At 37.4% G+C, this 22,987-nt stretch carries 19 protein-coding genes and 4 tRNA genes; 9 read left to right on the top strand and 14 right to left on the bottom strand.

The genetic code is table 11. The features are described from left to right. Positions 1 to 182: 182 nt before the first annotated feature. Genes GNP35_RS03970 through rlmKL form a run of 4 tightly spaced genes read right to left on the bottom strand, consistent with a single transcriptional unit; the run spans position 183 to position 6,145 of the window. On the bottom strand, positions 183 to 1,868 hold the full coding sequence (locus GNP35_RS03970; protein ID WP_230961304.1) for a DUF3466 family protein: 1,686 nt from the start codon (positions 1,866 to 1,868) through the stop codon (positions 183 to 185). A gap of 21 nt (positions 1,869 to 1,889) precedes the next feature. Continuing rightward, positions 1,890 to 3,797, bottom strand: coding sequence for an ATP-binding cassette ATPase Uup (gene uup / locus GNP35_RS03965; RefSeq protein ID WP_155694736.1), 1,908 nt, complete (start codon positions 3,795 to 3,797; stop codon positions 1,890 to 1,892). Then, on the bottom strand, positions 3,784 to 4,023 hold the full coding sequence (locus GNP35_RS03960; protein WP_155694735.1) for a glutaredoxin family protein: 240 nt from the start codon (positions 4,021 to 4,023) through the stop codon (positions 3,784 to 3,786). The genes uup and GNP35_RS03960 overlap by 14 nt, the downstream gene beginning before the upstream one ends. Further along, a complete protein-coding gene (gene rlmKL / locus GNP35_RS03955) occupies positions 4,016 to 6,145 on the bottom strand; it encodes a bifunctional 23S rRNA (guanine(2069)-N(7))-methyltransferase RlmK/23S rRNA (guanine(2445)-N(2))-methyltransferase RlmL (protein ID WP_196492421.1) in 2,130 nt (709 codons plus the stop codon). The genes GNP35_RS03960 and rlmKL overlap by 8 nt, the downstream gene beginning before the upstream one ends. A gap of 192 nt (positions 6,146 to 6,337) precedes the next feature. Here rlmKL and GNP35_RS03950 point away from each other — a divergent pair. The 4 genes from GNP35_RS03950 (at position 6,338) to GNP35_RS03935 (ending at position 6,822) form a co-directional block, all read left to right on the top strand. After that, positions 6,338 to 6,414: transfer RNA gene (locus tag GNP35_RS03950), tRNA-Met, on the top strand. Positions 6,415 to 6,472: 58 nt separating this feature from the next. Further along, positions 6,473 to 6,549, top strand: a tRNA-Met gene (locus GNP35_RS03945). 60 nt (positions 6,550 to 6,609) lie between these two features. Next, positions 6,610 to 6,686 (top strand) — tRNA-Met (locus tag GNP35_RS03940). Positions 6,687 to 6,745: 59 nt separating this feature from the next. Then, positions 6,746 to 6,822, top strand: a tRNA-Met gene (locus tag GNP35_RS03935). 33 nt (positions 6,823 to 6,855) lie between these two features. Here GNP35_RS03935 and GNP35_RS03930 read toward each other — a convergent pair. Together GNP35_RS03930 and GNP35_RS03925 are read right to left on the bottom strand one after the other, a co-directional pair. Then, positions 6,856 to 7,182, bottom strand: a complete 327-nt coding sequence (locus GNP35_RS03930) for an Hpt domain-containing protein (protein WP_155694731.1) — start codon at positions 7,180 to 7,182, stop codon at positions 6,856 to 6,858. Between the two features lie 6 nt (positions 7,183 to 7,188). Then, on the bottom strand, positions 7,189 to 8,142 hold the full coding sequence (locus GNP35_RS03925; protein WP_155694729.1) for a response regulator: 954 nt from the start codon (positions 8,140 to 8,142) through the stop codon (positions 7,189 to 7,191). A 158-nt stretch (positions 8,143 to 8,300) separates the two neighbouring features. Between GNP35_RS03925 and GNP35_RS03920 the strand changes: the two genes are divergently transcribed. Next, entirely contained in the window at positions 8,301 to 10,715 is a 2,415-nt protein-coding gene (locus GNP35_RS03920; RefSeq protein WP_155694727.1) for a PAS domain-containing protein, read from the top strand. Between the two features lie 131 nt (positions 10,716 to 10,846). Next, complete coding sequence (locus GNP35_RS03915) at positions 10,847 to 13,204, top strand: carbohydrate binding family 9 domain-containing protein (RefSeq protein WP_155694725.1); 2,358 nt, start codon at positions 10,847 to 10,849, stop codon at positions 13,202 to 13,204. Between the two features lie 65 nt (positions 13,205 to 13,269). Here the strand turns inward: GNP35_RS03915 and GNP35_RS03910 are convergent, their stop codons facing one another. The 3 genes from GNP35_RS03910 to GNP35_RS03900 are packed head-to-tail and all read right to left on the bottom strand — an operon-like array spanning position 13,270 to position 15,399. Next, a complete protein-coding gene (locus GNP35_RS03910; RefSeq protein WP_155694723.1) occupies positions 13,270 to 13,851 on the bottom strand; it encodes a glutathione S-transferase N-terminal domain-containing protein in 582 nt (193 codons plus the stop codon). Between the two features lie 8 nt (positions 13,852 to 13,859). Next, the gene (locus GNP35_RS03905) at positions 13,860 to 14,636 is read right to left on the bottom strand and encodes a methyltransferase domain-containing protein (RefSeq protein WP_155694721.1); all 777 of its coding nucleotides are present in this window, start codon (positions 14,634 to 14,636) and stop codon (positions 13,860 to 13,862) included. A 1-nt stretch (position 14,637) separates the two neighbouring features. After that, positions 14,638 to 15,399: a Nif3-like dinuclear metal center hexameric protein gene (locus tag GNP35_RS03900; protein ID WP_155694719.1), complete on the bottom strand. Its 762-nt coding sequence runs from the start codon at positions 15,397 to 15,399 to the stop codon at positions 14,638 to 14,640. A gap of 187 nt (positions 15,400 to 15,586) precedes the next feature. Between GNP35_RS03900 and GNP35_RS03895 the strand changes: the two genes are divergently transcribed. After that, the gene (locus GNP35_RS03895) at positions 15,587 to 15,958 is read left to right on the top strand and encodes a hypothetical protein (RefSeq protein WP_155694717.1); all 372 of its coding nucleotides are present in this window, start codon (positions 15,587 to 15,589) and stop codon (positions 15,956 to 15,958) included. Positions 15,959 to 16,037: 79 nt separating this feature from the next. Here GNP35_RS03895 and GNP35_RS03890 read toward each other — a convergent pair whose 3' ends face one another. The 5 genes from GNP35_RS03890 to GNP35_RS03870 form a co-directional block, all read right to left on the bottom strand. Then, complete coding sequence (locus GNP35_RS03890) at positions 16,038 to 16,349, bottom strand: integration host factor subunit alpha (protein WP_155694715.1); 312 nt, start codon at positions 16,347 to 16,349, stop codon at positions 16,038 to 16,040. 4 nt (positions 16,350 to 16,353) lie between these two features. Continuing rightward, positions 16,354 to 18,765: a phenylalanine--tRNA ligase subunit beta gene (gene pheT, locus GNP35_RS03885; protein WP_155694713.1), complete on the bottom strand. Its 2,412-nt coding sequence runs from the start codon at positions 18,763 to 18,765 to the stop codon at positions 16,354 to 16,356. 11 nt (positions 18,766 to 18,776) lie between these two features. Beyond that, positions 18,777 to 19,757 carry a phenylalanine--tRNA ligase subunit alpha gene (gene pheS / locus GNP35_RS03880; RefSeq protein WP_155694711.1) on the bottom strand — a complete coding sequence of 327 codons (981 nt, stop codon included), beginning with the start codon at positions 19,755 to 19,757 and terminating at the stop codon, positions 18,777 to 18,779. Between the two features lie 195 nt (positions 19,758 to 19,952). Beyond that, complete coding sequence (hda, locus tag GNP35_RS03875) at positions 19,953 to 20,645, bottom strand: DnaA regulatory inactivator Hda (protein WP_196492420.1); 693 nt, start codon at positions 20,643 to 20,645, stop codon at positions 19,953 to 19,955. Then, positions 20,645 to 21,829 carry a DUF2066 domain-containing protein gene (locus tag GNP35_RS03870; RefSeq protein WP_155694707.1) on the bottom strand — a complete coding sequence of 395 codons (1,185 nt, stop codon included), beginning with the start codon at positions 21,827 to 21,829 and terminating at the stop codon, positions 20,645 to 20,647. Before GNP35_RS03870 ends, hda begins: the two co-directional genes overlap by 1 nt. Before the next feature lie 163 nt (positions 21,830 to 21,992). On the opposite strand from GNP35_RS03870, the gene GNP35_RS03865 reads away from it, so the two are divergent. Continuing rightward, entirely contained in the window at positions 21,993 to 22,358 is a 366-nt protein-coding gene (locus tag GNP35_RS03865) for a histidine triad nucleotide-binding protein (RefSeq protein WP_330997702.1), read from the top strand. Further along, complete coding sequence (locus GNP35_RS03860; RefSeq protein ID WP_155694703.1) at positions 22,358 to 22,963, top strand: tRNA-uridine aminocarboxypropyltransferase; 606 nt, start codon at positions 22,358 to 22,360, stop codon at positions 22,961 to 22,963. The genes GNP35_RS03865 and GNP35_RS03860 overlap by 1 nt, the downstream gene beginning before the upstream one ends. The last annotated feature ends 24 nt before the right edge of the window (positions 22,964 to 22,987 follow it).

Below are 22,987 nucleotides of genomic sequence, written 5' to 3'. Positions count from 1 at the left end.
CATAACCTCTATATTTTGTTTATTGTTATAGAAACCTTAAACGAGTGTCTATTGATATTCGTTTAAGGCTTATGTATATGAATAGTAAATTACGGAAATATGATCAACAGTTAATTTGCCACAAAACTGTAATATATAAAAAAGCCCATGGGATACATGGGCTTGGAGTTTAGATTAAAGAGTTATAAAAAACGTCTTCTAATAACTGCAAATATGGTTAGGAATGAAATCATCCAAATACTATTTGAAAAGCCTTTTCGTTCATAGTTAGTTTCTTCAACGTTACACGAATCAACCTCTCCGCCGGCTACAGGTTCTAACAATACGGCGACAGGAACCTGTGACATTTCAACGTTACCGTCCTCATCAAGTATTTCATTTCCAAGAGCATCTAAGGTTTTTACTGTTTTTAAAGCTGTAGCAACAATTTCATTGTTATTATTAATATCAACGGCATCTACTACTTCAAATTCTGAATCACAAGATATCAAATCATTTAAGTCATTGAAGGTATCTGTATTAAAGTCATATAGGTAACCATGTTTACGACGATTAGTCGCGTTAGTTATTTCATATTCTCCATTACCTACGATCATTCCATTTTCATTAATTGAATTAGCCGTCGTTTCACTACCTTTATAAAAAAGCGTTGGTGTAATCAACTCTTCTTTATCAATGTCGTAAATAAACATGGAGTCATTAAAAACACCATTCAGTATGTCTCTTACTTTACCTACGGCCAAATTCGAGTTATTAACATCTACTGCATAACCAGAATCATAATCATCATTATCTTGTAATATATTTTTTGTTTCTCCGTTGGAAAATACTAACGGATAATCAAAAATAAATGTCGCCAACGCGGTTTCAGACTCAGTATATTCACCATACCCTACTGCTAAACCACTATCATTAACAGCGGTTGCTACTGTCTTAAAGTTCTTAACTTGGAAATCTGAAGGTGTGAACGCCAATTCATATACTTGTTTCTCTGCAACTTGATTATCTGAACCTAACTTCCATACTGTTGCTCGACGTTCATAGATAGAGTCGCTAGACTGTTCCTGAAGTGACCATGCGCAAATATTTTCAGGTATCGATTGCTCACTACACTCATCATTAATTTGTGTTTCAAGAGTGCCGTAAATTCCTACTGAGTCATAACCAGCTACATAACCAGTGTCTGAAATGTCATTGCCACTTGTTTCACCACCAAACACACTATACGTAGGCTCGATTAATGAAGTCTCGCCGTTACTAGAAACGACAGCTCGCAGGCTATAATCCCGAGTAAAAAAGTCTGAGGTAACAGTACTATCACCAGATTCGTATGTATAAGAATCAGATTTATAAGGGGCTGACACACTTCCTACCGCAACACTAAGGTTATTAATAGCGCTTAATCTTTCTATGTTACTTCTAGTTAACTCACCCGTTTCGTCGGCTACAATATCAACTAAATTTAGAATACCGTTGTCACTAACACTGCCATAATAGCCAGTTTTTTCATCTCCAACCTTTTGGAAACTAGCACTGAACGTATAAATACTATTGGCACCTAATTGTATTTTTAAACAATCAGCTGATTCAGCATCTAATTGTTCTGTATCAAGCTCTTCATCAGAAATATCGCAGGCCGTTATCAAACCCAATGTCGAACTTTTTAGTGCGTCATTGAAGTAGAACGGATAATTAATACTGTCACGTCCTAAAGTTAAAACTTCACCTGCATCATTATTTGCTACACCAAAAGACTGTCGGTGGTCTGGCGTAACTGATAATTCAATAACTTTGTACTTAGCTGCGATTACAGACGAGCTTCCTAATAAGGACGCGATAACAATTGCAGTTTTGGAAAATTTCACCATGTTCAAAATAAATACTACCTATTAATTCTGTTGTTTTTCTTCTAGCTCTTCCCAGCGGGCGAAGGCAATTTCCATCTTCGACTCAAGTTTTGCCAATTGGTTCAATGCTTTTTGAGTTTGTTCACTATCACTTGTAAAAAAGTCTGGGTCATTCACTACTGCTTGAGCTACTTCTAATTCTTGTTCTAAATTTTCTAAAATCTTCGGCAATGATTCTAACTCGCGAGTCTCATTGTATGAAAGCTTTTTCTTTGCTGAAACTTTCGTCTCTTTTCTCACTATACTAGGTTGAGATTTTTTTTCAGCATCAGAGTTTTTTGTTTTATCCGTAGAGGCAATACGAGTTAAGTAATCTCTATAATCTGCATACCCACCAAATACTTTGTTTATGTAACCCTCACCCTCGAAAGCCCAAATAGTCGTAGCGGTATTATCAATAAATTCTCTATCATGGCTTACTAGTAATACGGTACCTTGGTAGTTTGCCACTAATTCCTCTAAAAGCTCTAGCGTTTCCACATCTAAGTCGTTTGTTGGTTCATCAAGTATTAAAACATTTGAAGGCTTAACAAATAGCTTTGCTAAAAGAAGACGGTTCTTTTCGCCACCTGACAAGGCTTTAACGGGCGTTCTTGAACGTGCTGGCGGAAATAAGAAATCTTGAAGATAGCCAAGAACATGACGGCTTGAACCATTAAAATCAATCTCTTGTTTACCATCGGCAACATTATCTTGGACCGTCTTTTCAATATCAAGTGCTAAGCGATGCTGGTCAAAGTAAGCTACATTTAGGTTTTCACCAATATGAATAACACCTTGTTCTGGTTGTATGTCACCAAGCAATAATTTGATTAGCGTCGACTTACCAACACCATTTGGCCCGACAAGTGCGACCCTATCGCCTCTCATTACCAAACAAGAAAAATCATTAATCAGTGTTTTACCCGGAATCGAATAACTAATATCTTTAGCTTCAAATACTTTCTTGGCACTTTTTTCACCTTGTTGAATCGACATATTTGCAGTGGTAGGTGCGTCAATTCTGTCGTTGCGCTGTACCCTGAGGTCTTTTAAAGCTCTAACTCGACCTTCATTTCGTGTTCTTCTGGCTTTAATGCCTTGGCGAATCCAAACCTCTTCTTGCGCTAATTTTTTATCAAATAACGCATTTTGCTGCTCTTCTACTTCTAATAATCTTTGTTTTTCTTCTAAATAATACTCATAAGTACCAACAATACTTAATGCATTACCTCTATCTAAGTCGATAATACGAGTCGCCATTGCTCTAATAAACGCCCTGTCGTGCGAAATAAAGACGATGGCACCCTTAAACTCTTTTAGGAAAGACTCTAACCAAGCTATTGCGTCTATATCTAAGTGGTTCGTTGGCTCATCTAACAAAAGAATATTTGGTTGTTTAACCAATGCACGAGCTAAGGCAAGTTTACGTAGCCAACCACCCGACAATTTGTTGATGTCTTGTTCAGGATTTAAACCCAACTTTGTTAGCGTTTGAGAAATTCTTAAATCTAACGTCCAGCCTTCATGTTGATCAATTTGTTGTTGTAACTTTTCCATTCGAGACATCAAAGAAACGTCATCCGCAATTTTCATCGCAATATCGTCAAATTCATCCATTAGATCTTTTATATGTTGCAGACCCGCACTCACAAATTCTAAAACAGTACCGTGTTGGCCTCTTGGCGGATCTTGCTCTAATCTCGCTACGGTTGCGTCATTAACAAACTGCAATTTACCGTCGTCTAATGACTGATCTCCGCTTATTACCTTGAGCAGCGAAGATTTACCTGCGCCATTTCGTCCAACGATACAAACTCGTTCGCCAGCGTTAATTTGAAAATCCACGTGATTAAGAATTGGATTACTGCCAAATGCCAGCTGTGCGTTGCTAAGTCTAACTAATTCCATAATGCTCTTTATATTGCTCTATTTGTTGTATATCGAAAGGCCAAAATAACGCTTGTTCCGCATCTTCGGCAATTAATACAGGTATTTTGTCACCATAGTGTTTGACCAGTTGATCATCGAATACGATATCTATGATTGAAAAGGTAGTACCTGAATCATTGAGGAGTTTAATAGCAAGGCTGCACAAGTGACAGCCCTGCGTTGATAAAAGATTGAGGCTAGCCATTTTCTTTTAAAATTAATTTCCAGCAATGGTGGATATTTTGATTGCGTTTAAAGTCTTCTGGTAATGTCTTATCTTTAATATCAATAATCTCAAACCCTAACGCTTCTATCTGTTCAACTTCTAACTTAAACTTTCGTAAGTTATTTGAAAACAAAATAGTACCATTTGGATTTAACCTACTTTTTACAAGTTCTAATATCTCAACATGGTCTCTCTGCACATCCCAAGTTCTGTCCATCTTTTTAGAATTAGAGAACGATGGTGGATCTAAAAACACCAAATCAAATTTATCACGAGACTTTGCCAACCAATCTAAGCAATCAGCCCGTTGGAAATAATGACCTTTCTCAGAGATTTTATTTAAACTAAAGTTGTCTTTTGCCCAGTCAATATAGGTGTTTGACATATCGACACTTGTTACGCGGTTTGCGCCGTTGAGTGCAGCATGCACAGATACACTACCGGTGTAACAGAACAGGTTAAGAACGTCTTTGCCTTTACACCACGATGCAAACTCTTTTCGAGTTGAGCGATGATCTAAAAACAGACCCGTATCTAAATAATCGTGTATGTTGACATAAAACTGAGCACCAAACTCTTCAACTGAAAAACGATGATATTTGCTATCTTCTTTTTCGTACTGCTTTTTACCTTTCTGTGCCTTTCTCACTTTAATAGAAAAGTTTTCAGCATTTAAATCAAATTTTTGCTGAAGAATACTAAGAACATCTAAAAGGCGAATTTCCGCAACACTTTCTTTTATAGTTTTTGGAGCTTGGTATTCGTAAACTACAACGCGACCATCATAATAATCTACCGCAACGTTATACTCCGGTATGTCGGCGTCATAAACTCGATAACAAGAAATGTCTTCTTTTTTAGCCCACTTCTTTAAACGTTTTAGGTTTTTATCTACACGCTTAGAAAACGCTTGACCATCTTTAGATAAATAATATTCACCGTTTTGTGCGCTTTCTGATAGTTCACATTGTTGAGGTGTTAATTGATAGTTTGCTAAAACGGTTTCTATTTGTCCGTTTTTGAGCTTAAACTCTTTGCTTTTTTGTAACCTTAATAATTTTAGCAATAAGGTTTGGCCCGTTAATAACGAAACATGCCAGTTTTCATAATTCTTTTTGAAGTTTAAACCTAATCGTTTAAACAAAGATAGTAATTCAATTGCATCACCAATACGCTCACCATATGGGGGATTTGAAACAATCCAGCCAGGTTTAAGCTTTTTGCTAACCGTTGCATTTGCTGCGTCTTGTTGATTAATACTTATTACTTCTTCCAAACCAGCTTCAGCAATATTGGACTCGGCTTTACCTATTACATAATTAGAAATTTCAAAACCAATAAATTGTGTTGTTGCTGGTACTTCTGCATCAATAGCCTCTTGGCGCAACGCATTGTATTTGTTTACCGAAAACTCAGGGTGTTTAACAAAAGGGAAAGTTCGCTTATTAAGGCCAGGCGCTCTTCTTATGTGCATCATCGCAGCTTCGATTAATAACGTAGCTGAACCTGCAAAAAGATCGACAAATGGGCTGCTCTGATCCCAACCGCTTCGTTTGATTATAGCGGCCGCCAAATGCTCTTTTAAAGGTGCTGCACCCTGCTCAACGCGATAACCACGCTGATGTAATGATGATCCGGAAAAGTCGACATAGATATTACAGCGACCTTTAAATAATCGAGCGTGGATTTTTAAATCAGGATCTGATTTGTCGATATCAGGGCGTTTACCCGTTTCTTCACGGATATTGTCAACGATAGCATCTTTTACGATAAGGCCACCAAATTGACTATTTCTTATACTTTTGTCAGTTCCGACAAACTCTACGGCAAAACTATCTGTTTTAGTAAAGTATGGGTGCCAATCAAAGCCAATAACACCGTTATATATTTTTTCCTTAGTGTTACCACTAATATCAATTACATGTTTCAAAACACGAGTCGCTAGGCGCGACCAGAAGCATATTTTAATGGCGACTTCAAAGGTGGCTGAAAAGTGAACAGACTGCAATCTTGGGCTAACTTCTGTTGCCCCTAGTTCAATTAGTTCGTCGGCTAATAGCGGCTCTATTCCCGCTGATGTTAAAGCTATAAAATTTGGCATAATCACTAAACTTAGAAAATTTGCAGACATTATAGCAAATTTATACGAAAGACCTATTTATTACAGTTTTTTTAATTCAGGTGTTGCATTAAAATTTTAAGTCGTTAGTATACGCACCTCGCTGAAGCACGCTGTGCCGAAGTTCGGTCATTAAGTATGTAAAGACCTTTAAAAAAACATACAGTCTACTGGCGCGGGATGGAGCAGTCTGGTAGCTCGTCGGGCTCATAACCCGAAGGTCGTCGGTTCAAATCCGGCTCCCGCAACCAATTTTTGGTAGCCTTCGTTAAGAATGAACGAAGTAAATATAAATATTCAGTCTACTGGCGCGGGATGGAGCAGTCTGGTAGCTCGTCGGGCTCATAACCCGAAGGTCGTCGGTTCAAATCCGGCTCCCGCAACCAAATTTTTGGTAGCCCTTCGTTAAGAATGAACGAAGTTAATATAAATATTCAGTCTACTGGCGCGGGATGGAGCAGTCTGGTAGCTCGTCGGGCTCATAACCCGAAGGTCGTCGGTTCAAATCCGGCTCCCGCAACCAATTTTTGGTAGCCCTTCGTTAAGAATGAACGAAGTAAATATAAATATTCAGTCTACTGGCGCGGGATGGAGCAGTCTGGTAGCTCGTCGGGCTCATAACCCGAAGGTCGTCGGTTCAAATCCGGCTCCCGCAACCAACGTTTATAAACGTAGATGTTCTGTATTTAAAGCTAGTATTTTAGGCTAGCTACATAAGTTTCAATCTCTATTTTCACTTCAGGCCAGTGCGCCAAAATATGTTCTTTTTTTACTTTGCCACTACCCTCTGTTTTTTCAAACTCTTCACAAATAGTTGCCATAAATCGAGCGCCGACCATTTTTGACATAGTTTTTACACTGTGTGCATGTCTAACAGACGTTTCTAAATCAGCACTGCGTAATTCAGTAATATAAACCTGAGCTTCACTGCAATAAGATTCTAAAGCGTCTATTAACATCACTTCTGGTAACCCTTCAAAGTTCATAATAAGATCATCAACACAAAATGTATTTTTCATATTTCGCTACTTTTTTCTTTGAATAATAGGTTTAGTAAGTATGCCCATCCACGCAGTTCGTAAACTTTTACTAAACTGACCTTTACCCTGAAGGGCTAGTTTAGGGGTTGAGTACTTGTCAAAGGGTAGTTCTGAAATCATTTTTATTCGTTCTGAAAATGGCTTCCAGATTGCGAGATCGGGATTTGATGCTTTTATAGGTTTTATCGCATAGTTTAAGTCGTCCAAACACATCCTTATTTGTTTGATGTCTTCTTTTGCAGTTGGATAGGTTTCTTTATCCGTCCTGTAAAAATGAAAATGGTTAAGTTGGAAGCATAAATCCTTTAACCTTCTATCTATTTGATGAAAACCAGTAGTCGCGTCAGATGGCCATTTAATAAATTGGTTTACAGCCTCACTATCTGCACTCTCTAACTGTTTTCTAGCTTTAGTTTGCTCCGAAGGCTCATTCTTAACGACCGACGATTTAACTTTAACCTCTTTAGGAGGATTTGCTTCTCGAAGTTTTTTATCTAATTCTTGAAAATGTTCGGCGGTATTGATGTTTGCCTTCTTGTTTAGGTGATTCTGCACACGTTTTCTTAACTCTAGAGCAACAATAGGTTTAGCCATAATGTCGCTAACCTGGAACATTAAGCATTCCTTTACCGCCTCTTTATAGGTATTTCCAGAAAAAATTAACACCGGAATATCATGACTGCCTTTGCATTCCCCTTTTCGAATTTGTTTTACTATTTCTAGGCCCGACCCATCAGGCAAATTTAGATCAATTATAGCTAATTCCATATCGTACCTTTGCAACAATGTATCGGCTGTGCTTACTCTAGATGCTGTGTGGCACTCAACACCAGGTATAACTCTCAACGTTTCATTAAGGAATTGGCACATAAGATTAACGTCGTCCACTAACAAAATATGAACAGTTCTTACTTTCTGAACATTTCCTACTACAACCATATTTTAATGAACTCCATATTCCAGACAGTGACTAAAGCGAAAGTTCAATCACATTGTTTCTAATAGAATATTTATAGTCTATAAATTAAATAATTACCTATACTAAGATATGAAACAAAAGCTAAAACATAAAAAATTAACAATGAGAACTTTCCTACATGATTATTATTGCCACACTTTGCCTTTTTGTAGCGTTGTTAGCCGGCATAGCTATAGGGTTATTGCTTAATAAGACAGTAGGCGTAAATTTTAGCAACGACAACAGATCAAAAGACACTGATAAAAATAGCACTGTGAGTACAGCTGATAACAACGAGTACTTTAATTTCTCTAACCCAACCTTTTTACTATTAGCAAACTCACTACCTACTTACCTAGTCATTATTAAAAATGATGGAACCGTATTGTTTGTAAATGAGACTTTTAAAACTTTTATTGGCGATAATCTACCTGCGTTTAAAATTAACTGGCTTTCATTTGTTTCAAAAAACGACGTTGATAGAGTTAAAACTAAGTGGCGTAGCGCAGTCAAAAATAACCAATCAATTAGTTTTGAGTACCGGTTTGATGACGGCAAAGGACTCATTCAACATATTGAAACCTTTCTAACCCCAATTGTGAACCCCGATAACGGTGAAATAGTTTGGTATGCTAGTTCTGTTAATAATTCAAAATTAGAAGACTTCAAAAATCAGATAGAGCAACTTGCTGCAAAAAGAGAAGGTATTTTACAAAACATGGAAGACGGTTTTATTAGTGTAACTGAGGATTTGTTTGTAGATTACGTTAATTTTAGAGCCGAAATCATGCTTCAACTTCCACAAAACTGTATTGGAATGAAGTTAAAAGAAACGACAAGGTTCTTCGAGGAGCCGGATATACTAGCGCATATAAAATACGCACTAAATAATACAAAAAGTGACAACTTTGAGTTCTCGTACAAAGGTGACGAATACTATATTCGCATCTACCCTACCGCAACAGGATTGAGCTTTTATTTTCAAGATATTACTTCCGAGAAGTCCTCTAGAAATGAATTAAAACTATTAAGGACGGCTATAGACAAAGCCAATGATGTGGTGTTGATTACAACCGCAGATCTAGAGCAACCGGGACCTACAGTCGTTTATGCTAACGAAGCATTTGAGCGTGTCACTGGATATAGCCGCCAAGATATCATTGGCCAAAGCCCACGTTTATTGCAAGGTAAAGGAACCGAACGAAAAAACTTAGATGTTCTAAAAAATGCATTGCAGTCTTCAAAGCCCGTGCGTGTTTTGCTAACAAACTATTCAAAAGATGGGCAAGCTTATTTTAATGAAGTAGATATCTCGCCTATTATCGACAAAAGCGGAGTGACTACCCATTTTGTAGCGATTGAACGTGATATTAGTAAACAAAAAGAACAGGAAGATTTGGCTTTTAGAGCTCACAAAATGGACTCAATTGGCTTGGTTACCGGTGGAGTAGCTCACGATTTCAATAACTTATTAACAATTATATTAGGTAATTGTGAAATCCTTTCTAGCCAGTTAGAAAACCAAAACGAAAATAAAAGCCAAGAATATTTAAACGCTATATCGGATGCTACTCGACAAGGCGTATCACTTACGCGAAGCTTATTAGCTTTTTCTAAAAGGCAACCTTTTAATAAAAACACTGTAGTAATTGATAATATTTTAACTTCAGTGGTCCCCCTTATTAAAACCGCACTTGGGGCGCAGTTTGAGTTTACTCTTAATGATGAATGTAGTAACCGCAAATTGGCTGGAGATCATGCCCAATTGGAAAGTATGTTTTTGAATATGGCAATAAATGCCCGTGACGCTATGGAAGGCAAAGGTTCATTTTCAATCTCTATTAAAGATAAAGTAGTTAAAGAAGCAGACAAGCTTAGCCAATACTTAAACCCTGGTAATTACACACTTATTCAATTTAAAGACTCGGGTAAAGGTATGACACCTGAAGTAATAGACAAAATATTCGATCCCTTCTTTAGCACTAAAGCATTAACAAAAGGCACAGGTTTAGGTTTGAGTATGATTTATAGTTATGTAGATCAGTGCTCTGGTTATATCGCTGTAGAGTCAAAAATTAACCAAGGTACAACCTTTAACGTTTATTTACCGGCTGGTAACACTGTTGAAAATGATCAGGACAAACAGCAAAAAACAATAAAAGAGCTGGACTTAGTAACTGATTTCACAGGTAAAACAGTACTAATAACTGAAGACACCCAAATGGTAGCTAAAGTGGCCTGCCACATATTCAATGAACTTGGCTTTAACGTATTGTTGGCAACAGATGGCTTAGAAGCGCTGGAGTTGTTTGAAGAGAACCCGCAGATAGACCTGTTATTCACTGATATTATTTTACCCAATGGTCTTACAGGAAAAGATGTTGCTAATAAAGTCAAAGAGTCGGTACCAACTTTGCCTGTCATATTTACTTCAGGTTTCACAGACGGTAAGTTGAAACATGATGATTATCAAAATACAAATACAGAATTTCTTCAAAAACCTTATACAAAGAAAGCTCTCGTTGAAACGGTTAACTTAATTACATTTTCCTAAACGACTTAACTTTGCCGTTTTGTTGCTCACCGCAATTTACAACCTACTTTCCATTATTTGTGTAGAATATTTTACTATAAGTTAGAAGTCATTTTCTCTAATAGAACAAAATATAATAAATTGAGACCAAAATGAAGAAAGGAATTACCACGCAGGTAGCAGTGCTCTTTCTGTGCACGTCTGCTTTTTCTAATGCAAACGCAGAGCAAACGGATTTACAACACATCACTTCGGATTTAGTAACTCCGACTGAAATTCCACGTATCCATAAACCCATCACTATTGATGGGCATATAAACGAAGCTATATGGTCCAAAGCACGTCGGTTTTTAGTAAATAATGTAACGTTTCCACATGAAAACATACCGTCTCCTGTCCAGACAGAAGCCTTTATGATGGAAGACGGTGAAAACCTATATGTTGCATTTAAAGCCTATGATCCAGAACCTCATAAAATTCGCGCTTTTTTGAGTGACCGTGACAAAAACTGGAATGATGATTTAGTCGGTCTAAAAATAGATAGTTTTAATGACGATACCCTAGCCTATCAGTTTTTTATTAATCCTTTAGGTACTCAAACAGACTCTATAGAAAACGCACTTACAGGCCGTGAGAGCTCATCTTGGAACGGTATATGGGATTCTGCTGGAAAAATGACAGAGTTTGGTTATACGGTAGAAATTGCAATTCCGCTAAGGATTTTAAACTTCAATGACCGCCTCGATATTCAGCAATGGGGTTATGAGCTCGTTAGGTTTTACCCTAGAGATGAACGTTTAAGATTATCAAATGCAAAAATGGATCAAGGTCAGGATTGTTGGGTTTGTCAAATGCCCACATTGCAAGGGTTCAAAGGTGCTAAACAAGGAAATAACTTAACGGTAGTACCTACGTTAGTTAGTGGACAAACACAAACCAGAGACATTAATACAACAAACAACCAAACCACCATTGAAGACTGGGAAGATGAATCTAATACGGATGTTGGATTAGACTTTAAATGGGGTATAACACCCGATGTGACTTTAAACGCCACACTAAACCCAGACTTTTCGCAAGTAGAAGCGGATTCAGGACAACTAAATGTTAACAATACATTTGCTTTATTTACGCCAGAAAAACGCTCTTTCTTTTTAGCCAACGAAGATTACTTTAGTACTCCACTAAGCCTTATTTATACTCGTAATATACAAGACCCTGACTATGGCGCCAAAGTAACAGGTAAAATGGGTGATCATTCATTTGGTGGTTTTGTTGCTAATGACAAAACATCACTATTTTTACTTCCAGGTAATTTAGGCTCCAATGTTTATGAAGTAGATGAAAAAACAACAAATGGTGCGTTACGATATAGCTACTCTGTAAATGATGACTTAAAAATGGGCGCAACAACAACCATTCGTAAAAATAGTGAATATCACAATTATTTAACGAGCTTAGATACCCGTTATCAACCAAACCAAAATAATCGCGTTAACATACAAGTATTATCTTCAGATACATATTTAGCTCAAAGTTACATAGATGATATAAAAAACTCTGGTAACTACAGCTCAGAGCAAGAGTTAAGAGCAGACAATATTAACGGCAACGATACAGCATACAGAATCCACTATAACCATACTAACCGTGATTGGTTTTTTGATATGACACACATGAATATCGGTGAAAGCTTTAGGGCCGACTTAGCTTTCTTTAATAATACTGATCATAAAAAGACAGTTATTGGTGGTGGCCATATTTGGCGTGGTAACGATGAAGATTGGTGGACTAGGGTTCAGTTGTCTGGCGATGTAGACTGGACACATAACCAACGTGGTGAAAAAATTGAGCAAGAAGCAGAGATGTATTTGAACGTTAATGGTCCTATGCAATCATTTTTACGTCATGGAATAGCAGCTCGCACCAAGGTCGGCAATCGAATTGATGAAACAACGTTAGCAATAGACGGAAATACCGAAGAGTTTGATGAAGTCTCATTCAGTTCTTGGATGGAGTTTAAGCCTACTTCGCATATTTGGCTAGGTAATTATCTAAGACTAGGTACCGGTATCGACTATAGTAACTCGAGACTAAGTGATGTATTTGTTTGGGAGCCTAAAATTACATGGCACGCCAATAAACATTTAGAGACCAAATTAGCGTTAAAGCTATCAAAGATGAAGTATAAAGGCGATGATATTTATACTGCTAACTTAATTGATTTAAGGTTAAGTTATCAGTTTAATATACGAAGTTTTTTACGACTATCTGTTGTAGGTTATGACATTGAAAGAACACTTGAAAACTACTTACCAGAAGTCAGAGATGACTTTAATTCAAATTACAAAAGTGTTTCTGCACAGTTATTATTTTCGTACAAGGTCAATCCACAAACGTTATTTTTTGTAGGTTATTCTGATGGCGGTTATCAAGATGATGATTTGAGTAAAGTGACAAAAAATACCAGAAGTGTATTTTTAAAAATGAGCTACGCATGGATTATGTAAACGCTTAATGTACGACCTAGTATAAGTAAAAAGCTCTTAATATGTTTAAGAGCTTTTTTATGCCTCTATTCTACTGGGCTTGTTTCTGAAACACCTAATTGACTTTGATTACGTTCTATAAATTCGAGAATGTTCTTCTGTTTAGAGAAGTCATATAAGTTCCTAAATCCAGCCCATTCAATTAATACTAACAAACTAATGGTTACATAGTTCCATTCAGTTAGACCACCCTCTCCTAGCTTGCTATCAAAATAAGAAAACGTTGCTTCGCTTCGTTCTCTCTGGATATTAAAATACAGCTTATCTTCGCTTGTATCTACCGCAGATCGTTTTAAAATCATCATATTAACAAGAGAGTCGTTACAACTATTAATTAGTGCTAAGTCATTCTTTTCTTGCCAATTAAGTGGTGCAAGGTCTAATACTTCTTGTACATATTCAAAAGCTAAGTTTGAATCCAATAATAACGGTAAGTTAGTATTATCGGTGTCTTCAAACATAGGTATTTTTAACGTTGGGTTCACGCTTTTAAGCTTTTCCCTGTCGCTGCCAAATATATTTGTATTCTCAAAATCGTAGGGCGTAGACGCCAGTAGAATGCGAAGTCTCCTAACGTAAGGAGAAGTTAACGAACCATATATTTTCATTTTATTTCCTATACCTTAGTTAAAATGAGATGCATATAACGCCCAATTTCAGTATATGGGGCTAACTGACTATACTTTAGCTCCATATCTAATATGTTATCAACATCACTTTCCCATTTATTAACATCTCTTATGTAGTCATGGAACACTCGAACACCAGATTTGATTGCAATGGTAAGCTTTTCTTCTGATACCCACTGGTATACATCTGCAGGTTCTAATGCAGACTGAGGATTTAACTTTACAACCCTCTTCGCCTTCATACCCGCTCTTATGTAGTCAAAATTCCCATACACCAGATTACTCAATGTTTGACCTATTTTGTTATAGAACATAAAAGAAATAGCGCCACTAGGTTTACATAAGGCATTAAGAATTGTAAACGCTTCTCTTGGTTTTTCTAACCACTCAAATACAGCATGGCAAAGTACTAAGTCATATTTTTCATTAAGGCTTTGAGATAACTCTTGTAACGGCAGACACTTAAAATTGATATTTTCTAGCCCTTTATCCTGCGCAGCCTGTTTGGCTATAGTTAACATTTCCTCTGATATATCTGTTAATGTCACTTTGTGTCCAAGTTCTGCGAGTTTAATTGCTAGTTGTCCTTGCCCACCACCTACATCAAGAACAGAAAGTGTTTTTCCAGAACCTAGGTTAAAGTCAATATACTGTTTTAAGTCTCTAGTTAATACAGCCTCTCTAACTCGGCCTTTACTAGTTCCGTATATGTTCTTCTTAAAGGTGCCTTTTCTATCATCAAAGTTTTGGTCTGTTGTCTTCATATTAAACCGGATTGTGAATATCTATAAATGAAACATCTAGGTCAAATTGCTCTTCTAAATGCTCACCTAAACGTTGTACACCGTAACGCTCGGTAGCATGATGACCTGCTGCAAAAAAATCGATATTTTGCTCTCGAGAACTGTGAATAGTTTGTTCTGATGCTTCACCTGTAATGAAGGCGTCAATTCCAGCATTTGCGACCACATCTATATAACTTTGACCGCCCCCTGTGCACCAGGCTACAGTTCTAATATCCTCATCTCTTACTGCATTAACTAATGGCTCACGCAATAAGTTCAGTTTTATTAGTTTAGCTAACTTGTTGGCTGTTGTACCTGTGGGTAACTCGCCTTGCATTACTATCCCTTTCGGCTTAATCCCTGGAAATGGTTTAACATTTGTAATACTAAGCTTTTTAGCGAGCTGTATATTGTTGCCAAATTCAAAATGAACATCTATTGGCAAATGATAGGCTATTAAATTAATGTCATGTTTAAGTAGCTTTGCAATACGTCTTTTTTTCATGCCTGTTATCGGGTCAGATTCACCTTTCCAGAAATAACCGTGATGCACTAATATTGCATCAGCCTTGTTTTCAATTGCAGCATCTATTAATGCTTCCGAAGCGGTCACCCCGGTTACTATTTTATTTATTTTGGAGCAACCTTCTATTTGAAGTCCATTCGGGCAAAAATCTTTTATATTATTAGAATCAAGCAGTTCATCTAAATAGGAAATCAATTGGTTTACTTCTACAGACATAAAATTTCTCCAAAAAAAACAATACTCCAATATTCTACGCGCTTTTATTTATATTGTGCACTTTGACGAGCATTTAAGGCGAAAAACGTTCTTTTATAGTCTAATTTCTCTGTAAAGTTGAAATTTACCTTGAAAGTTTGTATAAATAAACTTCATCTTTTTTAAAATAATTATTTAGGTAAATATAATGAGTAAACTAGACAAAGATCAGGTCTTGTCTGACTTCACAGCAGCTTACGTAGCTAAAAATGGAAAAGAGCCATCAGTTGAAGTAAAGAGTGGTTGGTACAGCATCGATGGCGGTAAAAACGTTCGACTAGCTGCTATTGAAGAGATGACTCAAGAATTGTCTGGTTCAGCTCCAGCGGCAAAAGCGGCAGAGCCAGCAAAGGCAAAAAAATCAGCTAAAAAAGCAGCGCCAGCTAGCAAAGTTACAGAAGCAAAGTCAGCGGGATTTAAAGTTGTTAAAAAAGGCGACGGATATAACCCAGCAAACTTCTGGTTAGACTATTTAGCATCACTTAATAGTGACAGTCGTACACCACAAGGTTTCTACTAAAGCTTATTCTATAAATAATGTTTTAATAGAATAAAAAAACCAGCTTATAGGCTGGTTTTTTTATACTTTAATTTTGAGTCTACTTTTCCTGCTTTACTAGTTCAGCAGTGCCAACTTCAACTCTAGCCTTTAGCTTTTGACCAGGTCTAAAAGTAACAACTCGACGAGCAGAGATTGGAATATCTTCGCCCGTTTTTGGATTTCTACCTGGGCGTGATTTTTTCTCACGCAGCTCAAAGTTACCAAAGCCAGAAAGCTTAACTTGTTGGCCACTTTCTAAGGTTGAACGAATTTTTTCAAAAAACTCTTCAACTAAACCTTTTGAGTCGGCCTTATTAAGACCTACTTTTTCAAACAACTGTTCTGCTATTTCTGCTTTGGTTAATGCCATAGTTTTATTGCCTTAGCGTCGCGTCAAATTTATCAGTTAACATATTCACTACTTGATCAATTTTAGTACTAATATCCTGTTCTTCCAATGTTTTTTCAACATCTTGTAGTACTAAAGAGATGGCTAAACTCTTATTGCCATCTTCTATACCTTCTCCACGGTACACATCGAATAAGTTTAGGTCAACCAATTGATTTCCGCCAATATTTTTAATTTCTTTTAAGACTTCGCCAGCATTAACAGCTTCTTTTACAACTACGGCGATATCTCTTCTATTAGATGGATACTTAGAAACTGGCTTTGCGTCCGGTAAGTTTCTAACTTCAATCTCTGACAAGATTAGTTCAAAAACAAAAGTTTTTCCGTTTAAGCCGATAGTTTTTTCGATTTGTGGATGAACGGCCCCCACATAACCAATCACATTACCGTCTCTGGTAATTTGTGCTGATTGTCCTGGGTGCAACGCAGCAGAGTTTCTATCGCCACTTGCCATCGGCAAAAATTCGATATTACCAACTGACGCAGTTTTGGCCAGCAATGCTTCTACATCACCTTTAATATCGTAGAAATCAACTGCTCTTGGGTTACCATCCCAATATTCTCCATTAACTGTGCCTGAGATAACACCTGCTAACATAGCTTCTTGGCGAATATTCATTTCAGAGTTAGTGTCTGGTAAGAACCTTAAGCCCGTTTCAAATAAACGAACTCGGCTTTGTTGTCTCTTTTGATTATTAGAAACAGCCGGTAATAAACCTGACCATAAGCTCAGTCTCATAACTGACATATCTGCTGAAATAGGATGTGGTAAAACCAAGCCTGATTCATTCGGGAACAAAGCTGACTGAACTTTAGGATCAACAAAACTATAAGTGATAGCCTCTTGATAACCTAAGTCTACTAACGTTGAAGAAAATACATTCTTTTCAATATTCTTTTCAGGATGGCTAGGCATCTTTAAAGAAGCCGTTGGCGCAATATTCGGTATGTTGTTATAGCCGTAAACACGAGCAACTTCTTCAATTAAGTCTTCTTCAATATTGATATCGAACCTGAAGCTAGGAGAGATGGCTGACCACGTTCCAGTTTCAAAAGTAACATCTAAGCCCAAACGGCTTAATATAGTAGTTACTTCTTCATCACTAATTACATGACCTAGTACTCTGTCTAGTCTTTCACGACGCAAAGAAACCACAGGCTCTTTTGGTAACTCATCATTGTTTACCGCTTCAACAATTGGGCCTGCTTCTCCACCGGCAATCTCTAACAATAGTTGAGTTGCTCTTTCCATTGCAGTGCGTTGCAGTTTAAAGTCTACACCACGCTCATAGCGGTGAGATGCATCAGTATGCAAACCGTAACGACGCGCTGCGCCTGCCATTGTCACAGGTGAGAAAAATGCGCTTTCTAAAAGAACATCTTTAGTTTCTGTTGTGACACCAGAGTTTAAACCACCAAACACACCAGCAATTGCTAGCGGCTTATTGTGATCAGCAATAACTAAAGTTTTTTCATCTAACTTAACTTCAGACTCATCCAGTAATACTAACTTTTCATCTGTGTTGGCTAATCGTACTTTTATTCCGCCGTCAATCTTAGATAAATCAAATGCATGCATTGGATGACCAAGCTCTAATAATACAAAATTAGTAATATCAACAACCGGGTCAATTGAGCGGATACCACTTCTGCGTAACTTTTCAGTCATCCACAATGGCGTGGCTGCATTAACGTTAATGCCTTTTACTACACGACCTAAATAACGAGGACAAGATGTTGGTGCTTCTAATTCAATTGATACTTTATCTTCAATTGACATAGGCACGTCTTTAACGTTTAAAGCTTTGACATCTTCGTTGTTCAGAACACCAACTTCGCGCGCTACACCTAATATTCCAAGGCAATCACTGCGATTTGGCGTTAAATCAATCTCAATAATTTGATCGTTTAAATCTAAATACTCTCTAACATCCGTGCCTAAAGGCGCGTCGTTTGGCAACTCTAAGATACCATCGCTGTCGTCAGCCATACCTAATTCAGACCAAGAACAAAGCATACCAAAAGAAGGTTGGCCTCTTAATTTAGCTTTCTTGATCTTAAAGTCGCCCGGTAAAACCGCGCCTACCATAGCAACGGCCACTTTAAGGCCTAAACGACAATTTTTAGCACCACAAACAATATCGATTAGTTCGCCATCGCCTGCAGTACCAACATTTATTTTTGTAATCTGAAGTTTATCTGCTTCAGGGTGCTTACCACATTCAACGACTTCACCAACAACTACACCGGTAAAATCTGCTGCTGCGGGCTCAACACCATCAACTTCTAGGCCAGCCATAGAAAGCTGTTCGCTTAATTCATTAGTTGATATGCTCGGGTTCACCCATTCACGTAACCACTTTTCACTAAATTTCATTGGATGAATTCCTATTTAAACTGCTTTAAGAAACGAAGATCGTTTTCGAAGAAAGAACGTAAGTCATTTACGCCGTAACGCAACATTGTTAATCGTTCAACGCCCATACCAAAGGCAAAGCCAGTGTATTCTTCTGGATCAATTCCAACCGAGCGAAGTACATTTGGGTGGACCATGCCACAACCAAGTACTTCCAACCATTTACCATTTTTACCCATTACATCAACTTCAGCTGACGGTTCAGTAAATGGAAAATAAGATGGGCGGAATCTAATTTGTAAATCTTCTTCAAAGAATTGGTGAAGGAAGTCATGCAGTATGCCTTTTAGCTCAGCAAAACTTACATTCTTGTCAACCATTAGACCTTCAACTTGGTGGAACATTGGCGTATGAGTTTGGTCATAATCGTTACGGTAAACACGGCCTGGAGATATGATTCTCAACGGTGGCTTCTCTGTTTCCATAGTACGAATTTGAACACCAGAGGTTTGCGTTCGTAAAACCGTATCTGCGGTAAAGTAGAACGTATCGTGATCGGCACGAGCTGGGTGATGTTCTGGTATATTTAGCGCATCAAAGTTATGAAAACCGTCTTCTACTTCTGGACCCTGTTTTACTTCAAAGCCTAAATCGCCAAAGAATTGCTGAATTCGTTCGATAGTTCTATTTACCGGGTGTATATTTCCAGGCTCTATACCACGACCAGACTTAGTAACGTCAATAGTTTCAGCCGCCAGCTTCGCGTTTAATGCTTCAGCTTGCAGTGCTTCACGGCGTACCGTTAATGCCTTTTGTACGTCACCTTTTGCAACATTGATAGCCTGACCGGCTTCCTTACGTTGCTCGTGGTCCATTTTTCCTAAGCCTTTAAGTAACTCAGTGATCTTACCTTTTTTGCCTAGAAATTCGACTCGAACTTCTTCTAGCGATGCAATATCGTTAGCGTTGTTGATGGCTTCTTTTGCTAAGCCAACTGTTTCTTCTAAATTCATGGAAAACTCTTTTCGGTCATTGACGATCTTGTGAGATTCGGATTTCTATTTTCAGCCGTAAATATTAACGTAAAACCAGTCGAGATTTTAGTTCTATTTGGCTAATTTTGAGGGATTTTTTTACTTTTTTTTAAATGTTTGCTTTTAGGGCAAAGAGAGCTGGTTGATTTCTGAACGTTTTTTGTTTTTTAAACGTCAAATTCCCAATACTTCTTTCACAAACGGAACCGTAACAACTCGTTTCATGGCAACGCTCTGTCTTGCCATCGTATCGAGTGCCTGCATTAAAAAAATCATATTTCTAGGTAATCTATTAATAATAAATTTCGCAACTTCTTCCGTAACTTCAAATTCCATTAAATGGGCATGTTGAATAAGCGCCTCAATTTTTAATGCTTCAGTTAACTCTGGCAGTTGGTATAACGTACACCATTGTAGTCTTGAACCTAGGTCAGGTAACGTTAAGTTTAGATTGATGGGAATGTCATGCCCAGCAAATATCACGGTTGCTTTGTTCTGCAACAAGGCATTAAATAGATTAAAGAGTGCCGTTTGCCACGCGTCGTTTTCCGACACTAAGTGTATATTGTCAATACAAACCACGTCGACTGAGTCTAACCCGTCTATTAAACCGGGTTCTGCCGCTAGCACTTGCTCTAAAGGCAATAGAATACTCGTTTTGCCAATCTCATCTGCAAAATGACATGCTGCATTTAAAAGGTGGGTACATCCAACACCATGCTGCCCTGCTAAATAATGTGCTGTGAACTCTTCACTTTCAATAGCATTTCTTAATTCTTTAACAACCAAGCCTGCAAGGCCTTCACTTTCAACGAATGAGCTAAAGGTTTGAGTGCTGTTATAAGTAACCGGTAATAATAGTTGCATCAGCGGTTTAACCATTGGTAATTCAAAACGCTAATTTGTTTTGTATCTAAATTTGTTCCGTCTGCTTCTGCATCAGAGTTGGTATATTCTTTTGTTAACAAGTCTAGTTGTTGCTCCACTGATAACTTTGGCGCTTTTGAAACAGACTGAGTTTCTAACCGTTCGAAGTTAGGTAATAGAGAAAGGGCCCTTATCACATCCAAACCTTGACCAGATAGCCATAAGGTAAAGCGAGCTTGGTCGGCATTAACTTCATGAAGATATACTTTTTTTATTGGCGGTAAGTTGGTTAAATGTTTTTCAACTAACTTTAAATCTAACATGGATTTTAGATTGCTAATGGTGAACTCTATGTTCTGTTGTTTTATTTGCTGGTTACTCACGGAGTATTGGCTAGCGAAGTAATCGCCTAATGAGTTAACTAACTCTTTTAATACGTAAAACTGGTCACCATTAGAGGTTCCTTTGGTAAGAAACCTTCTGTCCTTAAATATACTGAAATCTAACAACCAACCTGACTGGTACTCTGGTTCTTTAAAGTTATCAACCGCTCGAAGTCTTGCCATTACAAAATATTCTGCTTCATACCTTTGGCTAGCTTTACTAACAACACCATCAAACTTAGCCCATACATCAGAGGAGTATACTGTTTCGCTGTCTTGCTCATCCATCAAAGGTAACGTTAGAGGCAGCCCTCTGTTCTCACTACTTTGATTAATAACTTCTGCTATCTGCTGGAATTCCTGTTCATTGACAATAGTTCTATTAAGCCCCTCTTCTAAAACTAACCATAGAACAGCTTTAGGTCTTCTTTGCCCCCATATAGAAGCACCCACCTTTCTAACCAAAGCATCAATCTTTGTTTGATCAAATTGATCCACCAAAAAGACTCGGTTTTGACTGTCAGTATCAAAAGTGAATGACTTAATATAATTCGCGGTTTTTACTCTAATTTCATATTGAACGGTTTTATTATTTAATATTTCTCGTGAACCAGTGACTTTAGTTAAAACTTGCTCTATCGCCCATTTATGAGCTTTAACCCTAGTTTTTTGGGATTTATCAGTAACGAGTATTTTCCCTGTATATAAGCCTTTAACTTCTACTGCATAAGAGAATGAGATTGAAGCCAAAAAAAGCACAGCAATAATAAAGCGATAAATCAATGTTACTTTTGCATTCACGATATGAGGATTTCCTTTGGATTAGAGCCTAATCATACCCAATTAACTAAAACAAAAAAACACTATCACAAATAAATCTTCTTTTATTCAATACTAATCTTGCACATCATTCACTAGATCAGTAAAGTTTTTGTTTAAATTCTTCTTTTTAAGGCCCTTTGACGTGACTGAAGCCACAATTTTCGACAAGATAATTAACCGTGAGATACCCGCAACTGTCATTTATGAAGATGACGATGTTTTAGCGTTTAATGACATTAACCCCCAGGCCCCAATTCATTTTTTAGTTATTCCAAAAGTTCAAATACGGACCGCTAATGACATTAACAATGATAATGCTGAATTAGTTGGTAAGCTGTACGTTGCAGCGGCTAAAATTGCAGACGAAATGGGATTTGCTGACAATGGCTTTCGATGCGTAATGAACTGCAATCCCGATGGTGGCCAAACGGTTTATCATATCCATTTACATGTTTTAGCTGGCAAAGCGCTAGGTTGGCCTCCTTATCAAGAAACTCTTAAAAAATAATGAGTAAACGAAAAACCTGTTCACACTGTATGTACCCAGAAACACGTTGTTTGTGCAGTTTTCTTACTCCTATAAAACACAAAACAAAAATTACAATTATTCAGTGTGACAAGGAAGGGAGTAACGCTAAAAACACAGCAAAGTTACTGCCTTTTTTATCTAAAAACATTTCGATTGTCACAGAGCAAGATATTGCTGATAGTAAATTACTAAATGAACTTTCGTTACAGTCAAAAGAAACAGCAATTCTCTTCCCTTCACAAGTTGCTAAACCTATATCTACTTGCGTGAATGACAGTTTCTGTTTTGATCATTTAATTGTGATTGATGGCACCTGGAAAAAAGCTAAAAAACTGTTTTATACACACCCTTGGTTAAATGGCCTAAGTCATGTAGCTTTATCAGAAGTTTATATGAGTCAATATGCCATTCGTAAAACCATGATTAAAAATGGATTATCTACGCTAGAAGCCGTTGCTTATGCTATTAGTGAAAATGAAGGTGTCAATAATGTAGATATTTCTCCGTTTTTTAAGTTACTAGATGGAATTAACAAAACTTTCATAGAGCATATGCCAAAGGACGTTAAGTCTAGATACAAATAAATGGTACCAGTGCGCGAATACAGA

Origin of the sequence: Psychrosphaera haliotis, from assembly GCF_009728465.1 — a bacterium.
Lineage (GTDB): Bacteria > Pseudomonadota > Gammaproteobacteria > Enterobacterales > Alteromonadaceae > Psychrosphaera > Psychrosphaera haliotis.
This window is presented reverse-complemented; position numbering and strand designations above follow the sequence as displayed.